Genomic DNA, 21,013 nt, shown 5'->3' with positions numbered 1-21,013 from the left:
ACTCACCTCCCGCTCGCCAGATGGTCATCATCGGGGTTAGCCGGATAAATAGCGCCTAACAGGGTTGCGCGATCGGCACCCGTCACCGATGGCAGATTCCCCGGTAAGCCGGAGAGCGTCCGGTAGGCCAACCAGGCGAAGGCCAAGGCCTCCATATCATCCGCGCTGACGCCATACTTGTCGCTGCGTGCCACCTCGGTGCCGGGTAACAACGCGGCTAGCCGTGCCATCACCAGTGGATTATGAGCACCGCCACCACAGACCAATAGACGCTCACAGCCACCGGCCAACTCGACCTGATCGGCGATGCTACGCGCCGTCAGCTCGGCTAGCGTCGCCTGCACATCCTGCGGCGCAATCGCCGGCCAGCGCTGCAATTGACGCTCCAGCCACCCCAGATTAAACCACTCGCGTCCGGTACTCTTCGGCGCCGGACGCGCAAAATAGGGATCGGCCAGCATCTGCGCCAGTAATGCCGCATGCACTCGCCCCTCTCGTCCCCACGCGGCGTCAGCATCATAGGGGCGGCCGCATTGGCGCCAGATCCAGGCATCCATCAACATGTTACCCGGCCCGGTGTCAAAGCCACGTACCGCTTGCCCCGGCAGCAACAGCGACAGATTGGCAATCCCGCCAATATTCAGCACCATGCGCCGTTCCTCGGGATGTGCCAGCAACGCCTGGTGAAAAGCGGGCACCAGCGGCGCCCCCTGACCACCGTAGGCCATGTCGCGCCGCCGAAAATCCCCCACGGTAGTAATCCCGGTCAATGCCGCGACACGGTTATTGTCGCCCAATTGCAGGGTAAACGGCGCCGCGCCATCGGGTTGATGCCAGACCGTCTGGCCATGACAGCCGATAGCCACGATCTCCCTGGCCGTTAAACGTTGTTGCTCCAACAGGTGGTTCACCGCCTCGGCATACAGGGTTCCCAGGGTACGATCCAACTCGCCCACCGCCGCCAGTGTGGTCGCCTGCCCCTGGCACATCGCCAGGATCGCCGCCTTCACCGCCGCGGGGATCGGGTGTGTGTAGTGCCCCTGACGCGCCACGAACGTCTCGTCGATGGCGGCCAATACCACATCGATGCCATCCAGACTGGTGCCCGACATGATGCCAATATAGCGTCCCGTTTTCATTTCCCCTTCCCCCTACTCGATCTCTTCGCCCGCCATACCTTGACCAGAGCCTAACACTCAACCTATGGATTGCCTTAAGTTTTCGCAGGATCGCTGCCCGATTTACGCCAATTGCAGACAAATCCGACGCTCGCAAAAAGCTGCAACATAATTTCCATTTTCCAGCTTCTTAACCCACCGATTTATCACTAGAATATCATCATACCTGTCAGAAGACTGGGCTGCCCGGTACGAAGATCGCCGGTTTAACCACGGTTCAGCCATTTTGACATACACTGAAACTATCACGATGCAATCACCGGCGCTCTGCCCCGCCACACCGTACGCCTAGCGCGACGGCCGCACGGGGAGGAACACAGGTAATGGTAATAAAAGGAACCCAATCATGATGAAGCGTCTTATTATTGTCGCCATTGCTAGCGCAACTCTGGCTGGCTGCGCCAACACCAGTACCCTCTCTGGGGATGTGTACAGCGCCAATCAGGCTAAACAGGTGCAACAGGTGAGTTACGGGACTATCGTCTCCATAGAGCCGGTGCGCATTCAGGCGGGCAACGAGGCCAATATGATCGGTACCATCGGCGGCGCCGTCATCGGTGGGCTGTTGGGGAATACCATCGGGGGAGGAACCGGTCGTAGCTTGGCGACCGCCGCAGGGGCTGTCGCGGGTGGCGTCGCGGGCAACAGCATCGAAGGCGCGGTCAACCGTACCGATGGGGTGCAGTTGGTGATCAAGATGGATAGTGGTAAGACCATCGCCGTGGTACAGAAGGCCGACAAACAAGCCTTCCGCGTCAATCAACGCGTCATGTTGCTCAGCAACGGCAGCAGCGTCAACGTCTCGCCGATGTAATCGGCACATCAGCAACAAAAAAAACCGGAGGGATACCTTCCGGTTTTTTTGTTAGCGATGGAATAAAACTGAGTTATTTATTCTGTAAGTGAATAATATTCTGTTCCAATCGCTCTACCAAATTGGTCAGCAACGCGATTTCATCCGTTGAGATGCCATCCAGGATCTCACTGCGCGTCAGCGAAATCACACCCGTCACTTCTTTAATCACAGGCTCGGCGTCGTCCGTCAGCTTAATACGCTTAGCTCGACGATCATTCGCACAGATATGGCGGGTAATCAGCCCCTTATCTTCTAGCTGATCCAGCGTCCTGACTAAGGATGGTTGTTCGATACCGATCGCCTTGGCCAGTTGGATCTGAGATTGATCCGGAGGTAAGCGGTGAATGTTATACAACGTCACCCAATGAGTCTGCGTCAGCTCTAACGGCTTCAAACGCTGATCGATCAACGCACGCCACACTCGTACCAACCGTGATAAATCCGAGCCCAATGTCGATTCCAATTTAATCTCCTTATAATGAGTGTGCTAATCCATAACCCCGATACACCTGCTCCAGATGCTCGTCGAGCGGCCGAACCTATTTGGCTGACTGCTACGGCGCGCGACTCGGTGTTCACGAGGTATTGCAGAGACGGCAAACTCACACTACGCGTAGGCTAAACGGCGTAAGACGCCGACGCGCTACCGCCTCACCCTCGTGCCGGGTACATATCGGCCTATTCCTTTTGTTGCACTCTCGTTAGTCCCTTGCACACCCACTAATGGTGTGAATAAACCAACGATTGCATGCGAATAATATTAACCAGTTAGCTAAACAATATAAAGCGAAATAATAAAAAAAGTCTTATTTATTTGCGTGGTTCACCCATTAAAAAACATACATATTGCAAATAAAGCCTGCATTCTGTGCATAACATGATGAAAACATCGCCATGCAGGCCAGAAGGCGCCTGGGCTCGCTGACCACAGTGACGGTTCCCTCAGCAATAATCGCAATGATTTATTGCTTTAATATACAATATAAACAATCAACATATATATTTATCACATAAATTTGCGATGCATATAAAGGAATCGCCGAATGCTATTTAAAGCGACATTATAATGATTAACAAATATAACTAATAAAGATACGCTTATCAGTCCCCTCGTAATCACTCCCTCGACGGAATGGCCGAACAGTGCTTAGCCCATTGCCAAGACAGCAGGCGCTATGACACTATTGAAACGTCCTTTTAATCAGCCAGTGTTGAGGATACTATGCGCGTACTTCATACCATGCTGCGGGTCGGTGATCTGAAGCGTTCCGTCGATTTTTATACTCAGGTACTGGGCATGCGCCTGTTGCGTACCAGCGAAAACGAAGCCTACAAATACTCTCTGGCCTTCGTCGGCTATGGCGATGAAAGCCAGGGTGCGGTGATCGAACTGACCTATAACTGGGGCGTCGACAGTTATGAGATGGGCACGGCCTTCGGCCACATCGCACTAGGCGTGGATGACGTCGCGGCCACCGTCGAACAGATCCGCCTGGCTGGCGGCAAGGTGACCCGTGAGGCCGGCCCGGTCAAAGGGGGTCACACGGTCATCGCCTTCGTTGAAGACCCCGATGGCTACAAGATCGAATTGATCGAGAATCGCTCTGCCAGTCAGGGGTTAGGCCGCTAACCGCCGGATGTGAGATGGGCGGCCCCTATCGGTCGTCCATTCGCGCTCTCCCCCGCTCACCCCGTGTAAATCCCCGTGAAATTTGCCATAATAGGCGCTGCACTCAAAAATAAAGACACCAACGAACTCATGGCTGACACCTCTAACCTCAACGCGCTAAGCGCGCGTTTCCGTGGCTTTTATCCCGTGGTTATCGATGTAGAAACTGCAGGCTTCGACGCCAACCGCAACGCCTTACTCGAAATCGCCGCCGTTACCCTGCGGATGAACGACGCCGGCTGGTTGGAAACCGATCAATGTTTACACTTCCATATCGAACCCTTTGAGGGTGCCATCCTCTCTCCCGAGGCATTAGCCTTCAATGGCATCGATCCGCACAACCCGCTACGTGGCGCAGTCAGCGAGTATGAGGCGCTACACGCCATCTTTAAGGTTGTGCGTAAAGGGATCAAGGATCAGGAGTGCAATCGTGCCGTCATCGTGGCCCATAATGCCCACTTTGATCACTCCTTCCTGATGGCAGCCGCCGAACGCGCCAAGCTGAAACGCAACCCTTTCCACCCCTTCGCCACCTTTGACACCGCCGCACTCAGCGGACTGGTATTGGGGCAGACGGTATTGGCCAAGGCCTGCATCAGCGCCGAGATCCCCTTCGACAGTAGCCAAGCGCATTCCGCATTGTATGACACACAGCAGACGGCGCTCCTGTTCTGCGAGTTGGTCAATCGCTGGAAACGACTGGGCGGCTGGCCGCCGGCTCATCTCACGGATGCCGTGGCGGAGAACGAGGCTTAACTCGACGCCACCTCCTCTTCACCGCGCTTCTCGATGCCCGCCTACGCGGGCATTTTTCTCCCCTCGCCCTATTGCCGCGCCAGCGGAAGGGCACAAAACGTCACGACAGTGTATTTTTTTGTCGTAGCACGCACAGAAACATGCTAATAATCGTGCTACCGCCTTGATTGATTTTTAGGACATTGACGTCTATGAATGCTGTTGTTATTGCCGTTGTCGTAATGCTGGCGCTCAGTCTGCTGCGGATCAATGTGGTGATCGCCCTGATCGTCGCCGCATTGGTCGCCGGGTTAAGCGGAGGACTCCCATTAGAAACCACCATTACTACCTTTAGTGGGGGACTAGGCGGCGGCGCCGAGATCGCCCTAAGCTACGCCATGCTAGGAACCTTCGCCGTGGCAATCTCTCGCTCTGGGATCACCGATGTATTAGCTCAAGGCGTGATCCGACGCATGGGGCTAACGCCTAGCAGTAACCGTCTCTTCTGGTTCAAGTATGGCCTGTTACTGATCCTGACCCTGATCGCCATCTCGTCGCAGAACCTCATTCCGATTCACATCGCCTTTATTCCGATCCTTATTCCCCCGCTGTTGCACGTTTTCTCTCGCCTGCAACTCGACCGCCGCGCGGTGGCCTGTGTGCTGACCTTTGGTCTAATCACCCCCTATATGGTGCTGCCGATCGGCTTCGGTGGCATCTTTCTGAACAACATCCTACTGAAAAATCTTAACGATAATGGATTGCACGTCAGCGCCTCACAGGTACCGACCGCGATGTTGTTACCGGGACTGGGCATGTTATTTGGCCTGTTGCTGGCGCTGTTTTTTAGCTACCGCAAGCCACGACGCTATAACGAGGGGCGTATTTTATCGGCCGAACCGGAGCATAAACGCATCAACCTACGTTCCGTCTGGGTTGCCGTGTTGGCGATCATCGCCGCGCTCAGCGTACAGTTGGCGACAAACTCCATCGTACTCGGTGCCTTGATGGGCTTTGTGGTCTTTATCCTCGGCGGAGTGATCCATTGGCGCGAGACGCAGGATGTCTTTACTCGCGGCGTCCACATGATGGCCATGATCGGCTTCATCATGATCACCGCCTCCGGTTTCGCCGCCGTCATCAAGGCCACCGGCAGCGTCGATACCTTGGTCAACGCCATCGAGGGCGCCATCGGTGACAACCGTGGGCTGGCAGCCTTATTAATGCTGGTGGTCGGCCTGATCATCACCATGGGCATCGGCTCCTCCTTTTCTACCATCCCCATCATCGCCGCCATCTACGTCCCCTTGTGTATCGCCTTCGGCTTCTCACCGATGGCCACCATCGCTATCGTCGGTGTCTCCGGCGCCTTGGGTGATGCCGGTTCACCGGCCTCCGACTCCACCTTGGGACCCACCTCCGGGCTCAATATGGATGGTCAGCATGATCATATCTGGGACTCGGTCGTGCCGACTTTCCTGCACTACAACTTACCACTGCTCGCCTTCGGTTGGGCGGCCGCGATGATCCTTTAACGAGGATGGGACAGTCGCGCATGCTCTAGATACCATAAAGGCGCCCACCGGCGCCTTTATGATGTCACCCACAACGGGTATTACGCATTATCTTGATCTTGGCTATCCGCACTATGGCGGGCCGCCGCTTCCTTAATCAGGCTCTGCAACTCACCGCGTTGATACATTTCCATCATGATATCGCAGCCGCCGATTAACTCGCCCTCGACCCACAGTTGCGGGAAGGTCGGCCAGTTAGCGAACTTCGGTAATTCGGCACGAATGTCCGGGTTTTGCAGGATATCCACATAGGCAAAACGCTCGCCACAGGCCGACAACGCCTGCACCGCCTGCGCAGAGAAACCGCAACTCGGCAGCTTCGGTGAACCTTTCATATATAGCAGGATCGGGTTCTCGGCGATCTGACGCTGGATCTTTTCGATGGTGGTCATTGTCTCTACTTCCTTTATTCAGTGTTATACCTGTTAGGCTGCCATTATCACCCAAGCGTATCCTCGGGGACAAGGCGCTCGATGCTGAGCCCCATCCCCCTATCCACGCTCCCTACACGACGCAAGAGATCGCCCGCGACAAGGCCGGGTGTCGCTATTGTAGCGGTGACGGGCAGCGGAAAAAAACACCCCATTTTGTGTGGTCTCTTCAGCGCATCACGCTAACCCCCAGCGCGCTCGCCAACTCGATATCCCCAGCGATTTATCGGGGAAAATAGACGCTATTTTCCCCAGAAAAAATAGGGGATGACGCGAAATGCACCAATTGAAATATTTGCTCACAATTAGACGCTAATACGTAAACATCAGTACTGTTATCTTCGGCATTATTGAATTAATACTGTAGTTTCTAGGTTTTTATTTTAGTGTTTGGCTCGGAAGCGATTGATGATGCGTCTATTCGTTGCGCTCTTTGTACTGCTGTTTACCCAATGGTTTACCACCTCGGCGGCGGCCGCACCGGCCCACAAGATTAGCGCCGATCAGCGGAAGTCTGCGGCGTCTCACAGCCAGCATGCCGAGCGTAAGAAGCGTAAAAGCGAGCACGGCAGCGCCAAACAACGCAGCGCCACGCATCAGGCCAGCGCACACGTTCAGCGTACCTCCCATTCCGCTTCCCGTCCCGTCACCGCCACGCATGCTAGCCACCCCCCCCGGCGCGGCGCAAAAACTCACACGGAGCGTAGTCGTCATTCATCGGCCGCACGCAAGCAGAGCGCGCCAAAGAAACACTATGGCCGCCCTTCCGCGCGGCAAGTGGCGCATCATGTCACTCGGCGCCACCCACAGGAAGATAGACACCCCCTGCGTCTCAGCCCGCAGCACAAAAAACGCTATCAGCATGCCAAACAGACGGCGATGAATAAGCTGATGCGCCAGATCGGGAAACCCTATCGCTGGGGAGGCAGCTCGCCCCACACCGGTTTCGACTGTAGCGGTCTGATCTACTACGCCTACCAGGATCTGCTGAATATCAAAATGCCACGCACGGCAAACGAGATGTATCACCTGCGCGATGCCGCGCCGGTCAAACGCAACGAATTACAACGCGGCGATCTGGTCTTTTTCCAGATCAATGGCCGTGGCGCGGCCGATCATGTTGGGGTCTACCTGGGGAACGGTAAGTTCATCCAGTCACCGCGCACCGGCGAGGAGATCCGCATCAGCTACCTCGGCGATGACTATTGGCAGGATCACTATCTTGGCGCTCGTCGTGTGATGACGCCGAAAACCATTCGCTGATCGCCCGTCATCACCCTGCGGCGGTCTGCACATGATCGCCGCGTCTCTCCTTGCTGTCTCCACCGACGCCCCCGCTGCTGCACATTTCACCATTCGATCGACTAAAATACAGCTACCCCCTGTCTTTAATGGTAAAACTTGCTAGAATCACAAACCATAACAAGCGGACAACAAGATTTTTTCATTTTTATCTCACCGCTGGCGTACGCTCCGGCGTCGCGTCTACGGTTCAACCGGCTTGTCACAAAAGCATTAAGGAGAGAGCTATGTCATTTGAATTACCTGCATTACCGTACGCCAAGAATGCGCTGGAGCCGCATATCTCCGCCGAAACCCTGGAATACCATTACGGTAAGCACCACAACACCTATGTGGTTAACCTGAACAACCTGATCAAGGGGAGCGAGTTCGAAGGTAAGTCTCTGGAAGAGATCATCAAGACCTCCAGCGGCGGTATCTTCAACAACGCCGCTCAGGTATGGAACCACACCTTCTACTGGCACTGCCTCTCTCCGAACGGCGGTGGCGAGCCGACCGGCGCGTTGGCCGACGCGATCAACGCGGCCTTTGGCTCCTTCGCCGCCTTCCAGGAAGCGCTGACCAAGTCTGCCGTCGCCAACTTCGGCTCCGGCTGGACCTGGCTGGTGAAAAAGGCGGATGGCAGCCTGGCCATCGTCAACACCTCTAATGCCGCCACCCCGCTGACGGGTGAAGACAAGCCGCTGCTGACCGTCGACGTATGGGAACACGCCTACTACATCGACTATCGTAACGCCCGTCCGAAATACCTGGAAAACTTCTGGGCGCTGGTTAACTGGGAATTCGTCGCGCAGAACCTGGCCTGATCCCGATCATCCGGTGATAAAAAAGGCGCTCTTTGAGCGCCTTTTCTCTTTGCCTCCGGCTCTGTCCCCGCCGCCTTGGCTCACTCTCAATGTAGTGCGACAATCAGGCCTGCGACGACGATCAGCGACAGGGCTACCACCGTGGTCACCAAGGAATATTTCAGATCGCTTTCCATTTTGACACCTCTTGTTTTACGTTCTATATCAATTTTTGCCCATAAAGCAAACACGCTAAATCTGTGTTAAATCATTTTTACATAAATCACTCATTAAAACACGCAGAAAATCTTATGATTACATCCTGCGCAAATCGCTAATTAGTGCTTCCCCTTTTGCGTAAGATCAGCCAGAATTTGCGGTTTACTGCCGCGTGGCGACGTTATAATTTTAAACAAGAAACGACACACGTCACCCTATTTGCGCAACCGCAGCGATGCTGTACTACCGAGATTTGCGCGGGCGTCGTTACACGCAGGCAAACGATTAACAAACCGGCGACGCACCGCGTACGCCTAGGAGTCATTTGTTTCATGGCAACGATTAAAGATGTGGCAAAACGCGCAGGCGTGTCGACCACCACGGTGTCTCACGTCATCAATAAAACTCGCTTTGTCGCCGACGAAACCAAAGCCGCCGTGTGGGAGGCCATCAAAGAGCTACACTACTCGCCCAGCGCCGTTGCCCGTAGTCTGAAGGTTAACCATACCAAGTCCATCGGCCTGTTGGCGACCTCCAGCGAGGCGCCTTACTTCGCCGAGGTCATCGAGTCGGTCGAGAACAGCTGTTACAGCCAGGGCTATACCCTGATCCTGTGCAACTCCCACAACAATCTGGAGAAGCAAAAGGCCTATTTGGCCATGTTGGCGCAGAAACGCGTCGATGGTCTGCTGGTCATGTGCTCCGAGTACCCCGAGAATCTGCTGGAGATCCTGGAGGATTACCGCCATATCCCGATGGTGGTCATGGACTGGGGTACACGGCGTAGCGACTTCACCGATGCGATCCAGGACAACGCCTTCGAGGGTGGCTATCTGGCTGGCCGCTACCTGATCGAACGCGGCCATCGCGATATTGGCGCCATCACCGGCCCGGGATCGCGCAACACCGGCGGCGGCCGTCTGCGTGGCTTCATCAAGGCGCTGCAAGAGGCTAACATTACTCCGCAACCCGAGTGGCTCGTCGAGGGTGATTTCGAGCCGGAGTCCGGTTACGCAGCGATGCAAAACATCCTGGCTCAGAAACAGCGCCCGACCGCCGTGTTCGTCGGCGGGGATATCATGGCGATGGGGGCCATCTGTGCGGCAGATGAGATGGGCTTGCGCGTGCCGCAAGATATTTCCGTCATCGGCTACGATAACGTGCGCAACGCGCGCTACTTTACCCCGGCGTTGACCACCATTCACCAGCCGAAGGAGCGTCTCGGCGCCATGGCGTTTGACATGCTGCTCGATCGCATCACCAGTAAGCGTGAAGACGCCAAGACCATCGAGGTGCATCCCAAACTGGTCGAGCGACGCTCCGTCGCCGATGGGCCGTTCATCGATTACCGTCGCTAAGCGTGTCACGGCTGGCGATCTTCCCGCTACTGGTACTGCTAGCTGGGTTATTGCCGCTGGCGGCGATGCTGCCCGCCACCCTGCTGCCGCTGCAACAGGGGGATCTCGCGAGCACCTGGCAACAACTGCTGCACTGGCCCGCACTGGGCGGCAGTCTACTGCTCTCGCTGCTCAGTAGCCTCGGCGCCTCATTGGGGGCGCTAACGCTCGGGTTAGCGCTGGCCGGGCGGACGCTACAACAGCGGCGCCGCCATCGCCTGACGCCGGCCCTACTACTCGCCGCCCCCCATATCGCCCTGGCCACCGGCCTATTGATGCTCGTGGCTCCCACCGGCCTCGTGTGGCGCCTGTTGGCACCACTGTTCGGCTGGCAGCACCCCCCCGATTTGCCGCTGCCCAACGATCCCTATGCCCTGAGCCTGATGCTGCTGCTCCTGCTCAAGGAGACCCCCTTCTTCTATCTGCTGGTGCTGGCTCAGGCCGAACGCTGCGCGGCGGCGCAACAACTTAGTGCCGCCACCGCGCTCGGCTATCCACCGAGCCAGGGATGGTGGCGTATCGTGGTGCCGCAGTTATTGCCCGGCTTACGCCTGCCGATGTTCTGCGTGCTGGCCTTCTCGCTCTCGGCGCTGGATCTGGCCCTGTTGCTTGGCCCGCAACGTCCCTATCTGTTTGCGCAACTCTTATGGCAATGGATCAGCGACGGTGAGCAGGGCGCGCTGGCGGCGCTCGGTGCGCTGGTGTTGCTGTTACTCAACGCCCTGGCGCTGCTGATCTGGTTCGCTATCGAACGCGTCTGGATCCACTATTGCCGCCGGCCGCCACGCCGCCATCAGCGGCAGATGAGAGGACGAATCGCACTCTATTGGCCCATCGCCTTAGGCCTCACGGCAAGCGTCTACCTGATGTTACTGCTGATCTCCCTGGCACAGCGTTGGCCGTTTCCCTTGCGCTGGCCGCAACAGTGGCGCTATGACAGTTGGCTGTACAGCTTCAATGACTGGAGCGGCCCACTGTGGCACACCCTATGGATCGCCCTGGCGGTCAATCTGTTGGCGTTGCCCTTGGCGCTGGGCACCCTGGAGTGGTATGCCGCGCGTCGACGCCAACCCGGAGCCTGGCTGCTCTTACCCCTACTGCTACCGCAAATGGGGCTGATCTTCGGCCTACAGCTCTTCGCCGCCCATTATCACTGGCTGGGTCGCTATCCAGTGGTGATCTATGGTCAACTGCTGTTCGTCACCCCCTATTACCTGTTGACGCTCTCCGGCCCCTGGCTGCGTTTCGATCAGCGCCAGATACGCGTCGCGCTGGCGTTGGGGCAGACACCCTGGCGGGCCTTCTACCGCGTCAAGCTGCCGCAACTCATGCCGGCACTCCTGCTCGCCCTCGCCTTTGGTGTGGCGGTCAGCGTCGGCCTGTATCTCCCAACCCTAGGGCTGGGCGCCGGGCGCTTGCCCACCCTGGCCACCGAAACCGTCGCCTACGCCAGTGGCATCGATCGCCGTCTGGCGGCCATCGGCGCCCTGTGGCAAACGCTGCTGCCGTTACCCGCCTTCCTGTTAGCGCTCTGGCTGCCGTTGCGTGGCGTGCGAGGATCTTCTCGTCATGACTTCCCTTAAACTCGAAAACTTCTGCGTGACGTTGTCACATAAGCCACTGCTGCCCGCACTCTCCCTGACGGTAGCACCCGGAGAGATCCTCACGCTGATGGGGCCGAGCGGCTGCGGTAAATCGACGCTCTTAGCCGGGATCGCGGGCCAGCTCCCCCCGCCACTGCGTGCCGAAGGCGCACTGTGGCTGGGTCAGCGCGAACTCAGCCAAACGCCCCCTTGGCGTAGGGGGATCGGGCTGTTGTTCCAGGACGATCTGCTCTTCCCTCACCTCACGGTCGAGCAGAATCTCCGCTTCGCTCTCTCCCCGCAGGCGGCACCGGATGCCGTCGCTCAGGCGTTATGCCAAGCGGAGATGGCGGAGATGGCCGCCGTTTATCCGGCAACCCTCTCCGGCGGGCAACGGGCTCGCATCAGCGTGCTGCGCACGCTGCTCGCCGCCCCACAGGCGCTACTGCTCGATGAACCCTTCTCTCGCCTGGACACGCCATTGCGCCGGCGCTTCCGCCACTGGATCTATCAGCAGATCGCCCAGCGCGCCATCCCCACCATCCTGGTCACACACGATGCGGCCGATGTCCCCCGCGCGGGACGGATCATCACACTGGCTGTGGCATGAGCCACTCCTGATTCATGGTGCGCGTATCGCCGAGGTAATCGAGTAACCAGTCGAGCGCCGGCGAACGACTGTGGTCTTGCCAGGTCACGCAGCACGCGCTATCGGGAAAGGATTGACTCAAACGCAAGGCGTGCAGACGCCCGGCGGCGATCAAGGGATCGGCGGCATGTGCCGGCATCAGGCCGACACATAACCCGGCCTCCAGACAGTCGATGGCGCACGGCCAATCCGGCGCCACCAGGCGCCGCTGGTTATCCAACAACCAGGTATCCCGCTTGGGAAGAGTGCGCGAGGTATCCTCGATACTCAGCGCCGGAAACGGTCGCAGACGATCGTCATCCAACTCACCGTCGAAGCCCGCCAAGGGGTGATCGGGGCTGACCACGCAGCGCCAGTGGAGAAAGCCCATGTCGCGGAAGGCGTAGCGCCCCCCGGCTGGCACCGCTCGCGTGGCGCCGATCGCCACCTCGACCCGACCGTTGATCAGCGCGTCCCATACGCCATTAAATACTTCGCTGTGGATCATCAACTCCATGTCGGGGAAGTGGCGGTAAAAATCCACCACCAATTGCTGGCAACGCTGCGGACGGACGATTCGGTCGACCGCCACATGGAATTGGCCGCGCCAACCGTTGGCGACCTGCTGGCACTGGCGCCGGGTGGCATGCATTTTTTTGATAATAGCGCGCGCCTCATCGACGAAAAACGCCCCAGCCTCCGTCAACTCCACATCGCGGTGACGCCGCTCGAACAGCGTGACCGCCAACCAATTCTCTAACTGCCGTACGGTGTAGCTCACCGCAGAGGGCACCCGGTGCAGCTCCTGTGCCGCCGCGCTAAAGCTACCGGTACGTGCCACGGCATCGACCACCTCCAGCGAATACTCCGACCACATAGCTAACCCCCTCTCACACTGCTTTCAAAATTTTTCACTCATAATGCCAAATAATAGCGTTTCACAAGCGCGATGCCAGCCAATAAACTCTCAGCCGTCACATTCTCCGCCTGCAAAATATTCATAACGAGTCAAAATAATGAGAAGTAAATCAGGTTTCATGTTCTATCTGGCCGGCCTCAGTATGCTGGGATACCTGGCCACCGATATGTATCTGCCCGCCTTCGGCGCGATGCGCCAGGATCTGGGCGCCTCCGCCGGTGCCATCAGCGCCAGTCTGAGTATCTTCCTGGCCGGTTTTGCCTTTGCACAACTGCTGTGGGGACCGCTCTCCGATCGCATCGGACGCAAGCCGGTGCTGGTGTTGGGCCTGAGCATGTTTGCGTTGGCCTGTCTGGGCATGCTGTGGATCGAGAACACCAGCCAGCTGCTGGTACTGCGTTTCGTGCAGGCGGTCGGCGTCTGTTCCGCCGCCGTCACCTGGCAGGCCTTGGTTATCGACCGCTACAGCAAAGGGGTTGCCAACCGCGTCTTCGCCACGGTGATGCCGCTGGTCGCCCTGTCACCGGCATTAGCCCCGCTGCTCGGCGCTTGGTTACTCAACCACTTCGAGTGGCAGGCGATCTTCGCCATGCTGTTCCTGATCACCCTGCTGCTGCTGATCCCCACACTGCGGCTAAAAGAGCATCGAGCCGCCGCCGCGAATACCCGCGCGCCGAACATCGGCTTCCTGCATCTGATGCGCTCCAATATTTTTAGCGGCAACGTGCTGATCTACGCCGCCTGCTCCGCCGGTTTCTTCGCCTGGCTGACCGGCTCGCCCTTTATCCTCGGCGAGATGGGCTATAGCCCGAACGATATCGGCCTGAGCTATGTGCCGCAAACTATCGCCTTCCTGTTGGGTGGCTACGGTTGTCGCGCCCTGCTGAGCCGCATCGGTGGATCCCTGCTGTTGCCTTGGTTGTTGGTGATCTATTCACTGAGCATGCTGGCGATGCTGGTGATGGCGCTCAGCTATCAACCCGGCCTGCTGGCGTTGCTGGTCCCGTTCTGCATCATGGCGATGATGAACGGTGCCATCTACCCCATCGTGGTGGCCAGTGCCCTGACCCCCTTCCCGCATAACAGCGGCAAGGCGGCAGCCTTGCAGAACACCCTACAACTGGGGGTCTGCTTCCTGGCCAGCCTGCTGGTTTCGGCGCTGATCCACCTGCCACTGTTGGCGACCACCGCCATCATGGCCGCGACGATCCCGCTGGTAGTCCTGGGTTACTGGCTCAAGAGTGACAGTGTCACGACCATGCTCGAGAAACGCCGCGAACAGCAACGCGGCCAGCACGCCCTCACTCGCCATTAATCACCCCGCCCACCTTCTGCGGTGAAAAAGACGGCACTTGAGCCGCTTTTCACCGCAGCCTATACTGGATGAGATATGACCTGGTTCATATTTCTTCCCTCCAGGTCGTTATCATTTGCGTGTTCTGTGGATGGCATCACATTAGCCTGAGCCCTATCGGGCCGTCAGAGACGCTTTTTCACCCTGATTCATGGTGTTGATTGGGCAGACGCCCCATCCGTTGGCATAGTTTTCGTAGCGGTCGCGACGTGCGCCTCGGCACGCCGTTCGTCAGATTTGGCTAGGGAGCAACGATGAGTTCATCATGTGTAGAAGAGGTCAGCGAACAGAATGATAGCTGGCAACGCATCGCCAGCGAGATGTTAGGACGGGCCGGTATCACACTCAACGGTGATCAACCCTATGATATCCAGGTTATCCATCCCGGCTTTTACCGCCGGGTACTGCAACAGGGATCGCTGGGCCTGGGTGAAAGCTATATGGATGGCTGGTGGCGATGCGAGCGATTAGATATCTTCTTTCATCAGGTATTACGCGCCGGCCTGGAGCGCCAACTGCCGCATCACTGGCGCGACACCCTACGCGTCGCCAGCGCTCGCCTGACCAATCTCCAGTCCCGCCGCCGCGCCTGGATGGTCGGACGCGAACACTACGATCTGGGCAACGATCTCTTCAGCCTGATGCTCGACCCCTATATGCAATACTCCTGCGCCTACTGGAAACAGGCCGAGACCCTGGAACAGGCGCAACAAGATAAGCTGCGCTTGATCTGTGAGAAACTCCAATTGCGTCCCGGCATGACCTTACTGGACATCGGCTGTGGCTGGGGGGGGATTGGCGGCCTACGCCGCCCGCCACTATGGGGTTCGGGTCGATGGGGTAACCATCTCGGCCGAACAGCAGAAGCTGGCAGTCGAACGCTGCCACGGGTTGGATGTGCGCATCCTGTTGCAAGACTACCGCGATCTGAACGCGCGCTACGATCGGATCGTCTCCGTCGGCATGTTCGAACACGTTGGTCCAAAGAACTACGCCACCTATTTCGCCGTCGCTCGGCGCAATCTTAAGGATGATGGGCTCTTTCTGCTGCATACCATCGGCGCGAACCACACCACGCCGGATGTCGATCCCTGGATCAATAAGTATATTTTCCCCAACGGATGCCTCCCCTCGCAGCGCCATATCGCCCAGGCCAGCGAACCGTACTTCGTGATGGAGGATTGGCATAACATCGGTGCCGACTACGACCGCACCCTGATGGCTTGGCAACAACGCTTCCTCGCCGCCTGGCCGACGCTACAAGAACGCTACTCCGAACGCTTCTTCCGTATGTTCAACTACTATCTGTGCGCCTGCGCCGGTGCGTTCCGTGCCCGCGATATCCAACTCTGGCAGGTTCTGTTCTCCCCACAAGGGATCGCCGGGGGGATACGGGTCGCGCGCTAAAGGGCATCAGGGGCCAGACGGGCGGCACACCCAGGATGGGCCGCCCGCTCTCCTGCGTTTAGCGAGTCACCCGATGCAGAGCGCGGCGTTGACGATGCAACCAGATCAGCTTATAGGCCGCCGGGATGATAAACAGCGATAGCAGCGGCGCGGTGATCATCCCACCGATCATCGGCGCAGCGATACGGCTCATCACCTCCGAGCCGGCGCCGCTTCCCCACAGGATCGGCAGCAGACCGGCGATGATCACCGCCACGGTCATCGCCTTGGGGCGTACCCGCAGCACCGCACCATGATACAACGCCTCATCCAACGCCGCCGGGGTAAAACGTTCACGCTGGCATAACGCCGGATCTTGCTCGATAGCCTGGCGTAAATACATCAACATCACCACGCCAAACTCGGCGGCCACACCGGCCAGGGCGATGAAGCCGGTACCGGTGGCGACCGACAGATGAAAGCCCTGCCAGTAGAGGAACCAGATGCCCCCTACCAGGGCGAAGGGCAGGCTCATCAGGATCAGCAGTGCCTCTTCGACCCGCCGGAAAGCCAGATAGAGCAGGATGAAGATGATCACCAGCGTCATCGGCACCATCAGCATCAGCTTGCGATTGGCATGCTCCAGCAGTTCGAATTGGCCGGAGAAGCTGACGCTGGTGCCCGGTGCCAGGGTGACCTGCTGCCGGATCGCCGTCTTCAGATCCTCAACCACCGACACCATATCGCGGCCACGCGCATCAATGTAGATCCAGCTGGCCGGACGCGCATTCTCGGTCTTCAGCATCGAAGGCCCAGAGGCCACGCGCACCTCCGCCACGTCGCCCAGGGTGATCTGCTGCTGTAACGGCGTCAGGATCGGTAATTGGCGTAGCGCCTCGGGCGACTCTCGCCAGGCCTGAGGGTAACGTAGCGTGATGGGATAACGCGCCACCCCCTCGACGGTCTCTCCGACCATCGCCCCGCCGATGGCGGAGGAGACGAATAGCTGCACATCGGCGACCGTCATGCCGTAGCGCGCCGCCTTCTGGCGCTGGATCTGAATGTCGAGGTAACGCCCCCCCTCCAGGCGCTCCGCCAGCGCCGAGACCACGCCGGGTACCCCCTTCGCCACCGCCTCGATACGCTGGGCCGTGACGTCGATGTCGCCCAGCACGGTACCCGATACCTTGATGCCGATCGGACTCTTGATCCCGGTCGAGAGCATGTCGATGCGGTTGCGGATCGGCGGAACCCACAGGTTCGCCAACCCCGGCAGACGTACCGTGGCGTCAAGTTCGGCGATGATCTTGTCCATCGTCATCCCTGGACGCCACTGATCCTGCGGTTTCAACTGAATGGTGGTCTCGATCATCTCCAACGGCGCCGAGTCAGTCGCCGTCTCCGCCTTGCCGCTCTTACCAAAGACACTGGCCACCTCTGGCACCTGCTTGATCAGTTTGTCCGTGGTCTGCAACAGTTGCGCCGCCAGGGCGGGCGAGATCCCCGGTAGCGTCGAGGGCATGTACAACAGATCGCCTTCGTTGATGGTCGGCAGAAACTCGCCGCCGATACGCTGCAACGGCCAGATCACCGTCACGATGGACAACGCCGCCACCAGCAGGGTGAGTCGCGGCCAACGCAGCACGGCGAGTAACAGTGGATGATAGATCCTGATCAGAAAGCGATTCAGTGGATTACGACTCTCTGGTGGGATGTTGCCACGGATCCAGAACCCCATCAGGATGGGGATCACGACGATAGCCAACGCCGCCGCCCCGGCCATGGCGTAGGTCTTGGTGAACGCTAATGGACCGAACAGCCGCCCCTCCTGCCCCTCGAGGGTAAAGATGGGGATAAATGAGAGCGTGATGATCAGCAGGCTGATGAACAAGGCCGGCCCCACCTCGACCGCCGCATCCGTGATCACCCGCCAGCGCGTCGCGTTGTCGATAGGGCTGTCGGGATGACGATGCGCCCACTCCTCCAGGCGTTTATGGGCGTTCTCGATCATCACGATCGCCGCATCGACCATCGCCCCTACCGCGATGGCGATGCCGCCCAATGACATGATGTTGGCGTTAATCCCCTGATAGCGCATGATGATAAAGGCGATGCACAGCCCCAGCGGCAAGGAGACGATGGCCACCAGCGCCGAACGCACATGCCAGAGGAACAGGGCGCAGACCAGCGCCACCACGATAAACTCCTCCAGCAGTTTGAGGCTCAGGTTGTCGATCGCCCGATCGATCAGTTGGCTGCGGTCATAGGTCGTCACCACCTCCACGCCGGGTGGTAGGCTGCTTTGTAGCGTGGCGAGCTTCGCCTTCACCGCACTGATCACCTGGCGCGCGTTCTCGCCCGAACGCAGGATCACCACGCCCCCGGCCACCTCACCCTCGCCATCCAGCTCGGCGATCCCCCGACGCATCTCCGGCCCAATCTGGACGCGAGCGACATCGTGCAGGGTGATCGGCACGCCCTGCTGGTCGCTCTTCAGAACGATGTGGTTAAAGTCGTCGAGGGTGCGCAGATAGCCGTTGGCGCGTACCATATACTCCGCCTCGCCCAGCTCCAGCGACGCGCCGCCCGCCTCCTGATTGGATGCCCCGACGGCCTGCTTCACCGCCGCCAGGCTGATGCCATACTGTGTCAGCTTCAACGGGTCGACCTGGATCTGATACTGTTTCACCACCCCGCCGACCGAGGCCACCTCCGAGACGTTAGGAATAGTCTTCAACTCATACTTTAGAAACCAATCCTGGAGTGAGCGTAGCTCGGCCAGATCGTGCCGTCCGCTCCTATCCAGCAGCGCATACTCGAAAATCCAACCGACGCCGGTGGCATCGGGTCCGATCTCCGCGCTCACCCCCGCCGGGAGCTTACCCTGTACCTGATTCAAATACTCCAGCACCCGCGAACGCGCCCAATAGAGGTCGGTGCCATCGGCGAAGATGACATAGACATAGGAGGTGCCGAACTGGGAGAAACCGCGCACCGTCTTGGCCCCCGGCACCGACAACATGGTGGTGGTCAGCGGATAGGTCACCTGATCCTCCACCAACTGTGGTGCCTGCCCGGGGTAGCTGGTCTTGATAATCACTTGCACATCGGAGAGGTCGGGTAACGCATCCACCGGCGTGTTGGCGATGGTCCACGCGCCCCAGAGGCTAAGGAACAGCACTCCCATCATCACCAGGAAACGGTTGGCCACCGAGCGGCGAATGATCCATTCAATCATGACCCACTCCTCCCTGCTCGTGAGACGCCGTAGACGAACCCGTACGGGCAGATGACGATGGCGCCTCCCCTTCATTCGCCTGGCGCATACGCGCCAACGCGCCGCTAATGCTAGCCTCCGAGTCGATCAGGAACAGGCCATTGGTCACCACCGACTCGCCCTCCGTCAACCCGGCGGCGATGGCTGCCTGCTGCTGCGCCTCTTGCGCCACCGTGACGCGCTTCGGCAGGAAGCGCCCCTCCGGCGTCACGGTGATCACATGCTGCTCGGCGCCGTTATCGACGATCGCCTGGGCGGGGATCAATAACATCGGCGGGCTCTGCGTCTCGAGGCGTAGCGTGGCGTTCATCCCGGGTCTCAGCCGACCGTCGGGATTCGCCAGCGAGAGACGGATCTGTAGGGTGCGTGTCGTCGCATCGGCGCGGGGCAGCGTGCGCCAGTCGAGTAGCGAAAAGCGCTGCTGAGGATAGGCGGGCACCGTCAGCTCGAAGCGGCTGTCCGCATTCAACTGCGCCGCCATCGTCTCAGGCAGTGCGGCAGTGACCCAGACCGGATCGATGCCCTGGATCTGGGCGACCACCTTATCCTTGGAGAAGTTCATTCCGGCGCGCAGATCGAAGGCGGTGATCACCCCGTCGATCGGTGCACGCAGGGTGAAACGGGTCTGGATGCGACGCGTGGTACGCAGACGCTGGATGTCTGCCTCCGGCATCCCGCTTAGACGCAGGCGCTCCAGTACCCCCTGGCGCTGCGCCTCTTGGCTCGCACCCTGAGTGAGGAGTAGATATTCGCTCTGTGCCTCAACCCAGGCGGGAATAGTCATGTCGACCAGTGGCGTGCCCCGCGTGATCCGATCGCCGTTGGTCAACGGATAGACCTTTTCGACAAAGCCCTCCGCGCGCGCCTGCACGATCACATATTGGTATTCGTTAAAGCCGATGGTCGCGGGCAAGGTGATGCTGTCGCGTAATCGCCCTTGGCGTACCGTGACCGTCTTTAAGCCCAGGTTCTGTTGTTGGGCGGGATCGATGCGTATCCCTGCCGCCTGATCCTGTTCCGCCCCCTCATCGGCGTATTTCGGCACCAGATCCATGTCCATAAAGGGGGATGGACCCGGCTGGTCGAATTTGACATCGGGTTTCATCGGATCATACCAAAACAGGACGCGGCGTTCGGCGGGAGCCGAGGCCGTCGAGGCTGACGGCGTCAGATAAGCATACAGGCCGACGCTGATCAGCCCTCCCAGAATTAAGCCACAGGCAAGCGCTGTGGCATATTTTATGTGTAGAGCGGGCATGACAATCCCCATTCGCTAGCCGGTCATTCACGACGGACGTAGAGTCGAGCAGCCGGTGATGGCTTAAGAAATAACCGGCATAAATTTCATCGGAGAGATCACCCGATCAGAGGGGGTGAATCGTGACCAGCCGGGCGGTCGTGCCTTGCTGAACGAACGAGAACGTCACCTGATCGCCCGGTTTTATCCCCGCCACTTGGCTCGCCTCGCTGAAGGTAAAGCGCATCGTCATCGCTGGCCACGCTAGCTCGGGGATCGCCGGGTGGCTGAGGGTGATCTTCTTCGCCGCCAGATCGATCGCTTTCACCTCTCCACGCGTCGTGATCTGTGGGGCTTGCGCCTGATCACTGGCCGCCGGCTGAGCGTGTTGATGAGCACGCTCCGCCGCCAGCGCCGGGACGCTACCCGCCATGATGAATAGCGTGCATAAAGCCAGGTTGATTGCCGTTTTCATAAGGTTCA

18 protein-coding genes and 1 pseudogene are annotated in these 21,013 nt (G+C 58.8%); 11 read left to right on the top strand and 8 right to left on the bottom strand.

The annotated features are described in order from the left end of the window. Window positions 1-2: 2 nt before the first annotated feature. Window positions 3-1,139, bottom strand: coding sequence for an anhydro-N-acetylmuramic acid kinase (gene anmK / locus DCL27_RS08190; RefSeq protein ID WP_005286137.1), 1,137 nt, complete (start codon window positions 1,137-1,139; stop codon window positions 3-5). A gap of 385 nt (window positions 1,140-1,524) precedes the next feature. Here anmK and DCL27_RS08185 point away from each other — a divergent pair, with 385 nt between their 5' ends. After that, window positions 1,525-1,992 carry an outer membrane lipoprotein gene (locus DCL27_RS08185; RefSeq protein WP_005294289.1) on the top strand — a complete coding sequence of 156 codons (468 nt, stop codon included), beginning with the start codon at window positions 1,525-1,527 and terminating at the stop codon, window positions 1,990-1,992. A 73-nt stretch (window positions 1,993-2,065) separates the two neighbouring features. On the opposite strand, the gene slyA is transcribed toward DCL27_RS08185, so the two are convergent. Beyond that, entirely contained in the window at window positions 2,066-2,497 is a 432-nt protein-coding gene (gene slyA / locus DCL27_RS08180) for a transcriptional regulator SlyA (RefSeq protein ID WP_035600831.1), read from the bottom strand. A gap of 759 nt (window positions 2,498-3,256) precedes the next feature. On the opposite strand from slyA, the gene gloA reads away from it, so the two are divergent. The 3 genes from gloA (at window position 3,257) to DCL27_RS08165 (ending at window position 5,973) form a co-directional block, all read left to right on the top strand. Then, entirely contained in the window at window positions 3,257-3,664 is a 408-nt protein-coding gene (gene gloA / locus DCL27_RS08175; RefSeq protein ID WP_005294285.1) for a lactoylglutathione lyase, read from the top strand. Window positions 3,665-3,793: 129 nt separating this feature from the next. Next, window positions 3,794-4,459: a ribonuclease T gene (rnt, locus tag DCL27_RS08170; protein ID WP_005286155.1), complete on the top strand. Its 666-nt coding sequence runs from the start codon at window positions 3,794-3,796 to the stop codon at window positions 4,457-4,459. Between the two features lie 191 nt (window positions 4,460-4,650). Continuing rightward, the gene (locus DCL27_RS08165; protein WP_035600834.1) at window positions 4,651-5,973 is read left to right on the top strand and encodes a Na+/H+ antiporter family protein; all 1,323 of its coding nucleotides are present in this window, start codon (window positions 4,651-4,653) and stop codon (window positions 5,971-5,973) included. 80 nt (window positions 5,974-6,053) lie between these two features. Here the strand turns inward: DCL27_RS08165 and DCL27_RS08160 are convergent, their stop codons facing one another. Next, complete coding sequence (locus DCL27_RS08160; RefSeq protein ID WP_005286163.1) at window positions 6,054-6,404, bottom strand: Grx4 family monothiol glutaredoxin; 351 nt, start codon at window positions 6,402-6,404, stop codon at window positions 6,054-6,056. 450 nt (window positions 6,405-6,854) lie between these two features. Here DCL27_RS08160 and DCL27_RS08155 point away from each other — a divergent pair, with 450 nt between their 5' ends. Beyond that, window positions 6,855-7,706 (top strand): C40 family peptidase, encoded by an 852-nt coding sequence (locus tag DCL27_RS08155; RefSeq protein WP_109691529.1) that lies wholly within the window; start codon window positions 6,855-6,857, stop codon window positions 7,704-7,706. Window positions 7,707-7,972: 266 nt separating this feature from the next. Then, window positions 7,973-8,551 (top strand): superoxide dismutase [Fe], encoded by a 579-nt coding sequence (gene sodB, locus DCL27_RS08150; protein WP_005286175.1) that lies wholly within the window; start codon window positions 7,973-7,975, stop codon window positions 8,549-8,551. 86 nt (window positions 8,552-8,637) lie between these two features. Here sodB and cydH read toward each other — a convergent pair whose 3' ends face one another. Then, window positions 8,638-8,727 (bottom strand): cytochrome bd-I oxidase subunit CydH, encoded by a 90-nt coding sequence (gene cydH, locus DCL27_RS08145; RefSeq protein ID WP_097364649.1) that lies wholly within the window; start codon window positions 8,725-8,727, stop codon window positions 8,638-8,640. A gap of 354 nt (window positions 8,728-9,081) precedes the next feature. On the opposite strand from cydH, the gene purR reads away from it, so the two are divergent. The 3 genes from purR to DCL27_RS08130 are packed head-to-tail and all read left to right on the top strand — an operon-like array spanning window position 9,082 to window position 12,339. Beyond that, entirely contained in the window at window positions 9,082-10,107 is a 1,026-nt protein-coding gene (gene purR / locus DCL27_RS08140; protein WP_005286181.1) for an HTH-type transcriptional repressor PurR, read from the top strand. A gap of 2 nt (window positions 10,108-10,109) precedes the next feature. Beyond that, window positions 10,110-11,729: an ABC transporter permease family protein gene (locus DCL27_RS08135; protein WP_035598696.1), complete on the top strand. Its 1,620-nt coding sequence runs from the start codon at window positions 10,110-10,112 to the stop codon at window positions 11,727-11,729. After that, window positions 11,716-12,339, top strand: coding sequence for an ATP-binding cassette domain-containing protein (locus DCL27_RS08130; RefSeq protein ID WP_035598699.1), 624 nt, complete (start codon window positions 11,716-11,718; stop codon window positions 12,337-12,339). Before DCL27_RS08135 ends, DCL27_RS08130 begins: the two co-directional genes overlap by 14 nt. Here DCL27_RS08130 and punR read toward each other — a convergent pair. After that, a complete protein-coding gene (gene punR, locus DCL27_RS08125; RefSeq protein ID WP_035598702.1) occupies window positions 12,320-13,234 on the bottom strand; it encodes a DNA-binding transcriptional activator PunR in 915 nt (304 codons plus the stop codon). The two genes, DCL27_RS08130 and punR, sit on opposite strands and share 20 nt — an antisense overlap. A gap of 139 nt (window positions 13,235-13,373) precedes the next feature. On the opposite strand from punR, the gene punC reads away from it, so the two are divergent. Together punC and cfa are read left to right on the top strand one after the other, a co-directional pair. Then, complete coding sequence (gene punC, locus DCL27_RS08120; protein WP_005294279.1) at window positions 13,374-14,591, top strand: purine nucleoside transporter PunC; 1,218 nt, start codon at window positions 13,374-13,376, stop codon at window positions 14,589-14,591. Window positions 14,592-14,884: 293 nt separating this feature from the next. Beyond that, window positions 14,885-16,037, top strand: a pseudogene (cfa, locus tag DCL27_RS08115) (cyclopropane fatty acyl phospholipid synthase). A 58-nt stretch (window positions 16,038-16,095) separates the two neighbouring features. Here cfa and DCL27_RS08110 read toward each other — a convergent pair. The 3 genes from DCL27_RS08110 to DCL27_RS08100 form a co-directional block, all read right to left on the bottom strand. Beyond that, window positions 16,096-19,254 carry a CusA/CzcA family heavy metal efflux RND transporter gene (locus DCL27_RS08110; RefSeq protein WP_035596435.1) on the bottom strand — a complete coding sequence of 1,053 codons (3,159 nt, stop codon included), beginning with the start codon at window positions 19,252-19,254 and terminating at the stop codon, window positions 16,096-16,098. Beyond that, entirely contained in the window at window positions 19,247-20,551 is a 1,305-nt protein-coding gene (locus DCL27_RS08105) for an efflux RND transporter periplasmic adaptor subunit (RefSeq protein ID WP_005294277.1), read from the bottom strand. The genes DCL27_RS08110 and DCL27_RS08105 overlap by 8 nt, the downstream gene beginning before the upstream one ends. Window positions 20,552-20,657: 106 nt before the next feature. Then, window positions 20,658-21,005 carry a copper-binding protein gene (locus DCL27_RS08100; protein WP_005286201.1) on the bottom strand — a complete coding sequence of 116 codons (348 nt, stop codon included), beginning with the start codon at window positions 21,003-21,005 and terminating at the stop codon, window positions 20,658-20,660. Window positions 21,006-21,013 lie beyond the last annotated feature (8 nt).

Source organism: Edwardsiella tarda ATCC 15947 = NBRC 105688, assembly GCF_003113495.2.
GTDB classification, from domain to species: domain Bacteria; phylum Pseudomonadota; class Gammaproteobacteria; order Enterobacterales; family Enterobacteriaceae; genus Edwardsiella; species Edwardsiella tarda.
Note: the sequence above shows the minus strand (reverse complement) of the source record. Positions and strands in the feature narration are given on the sequence as shown.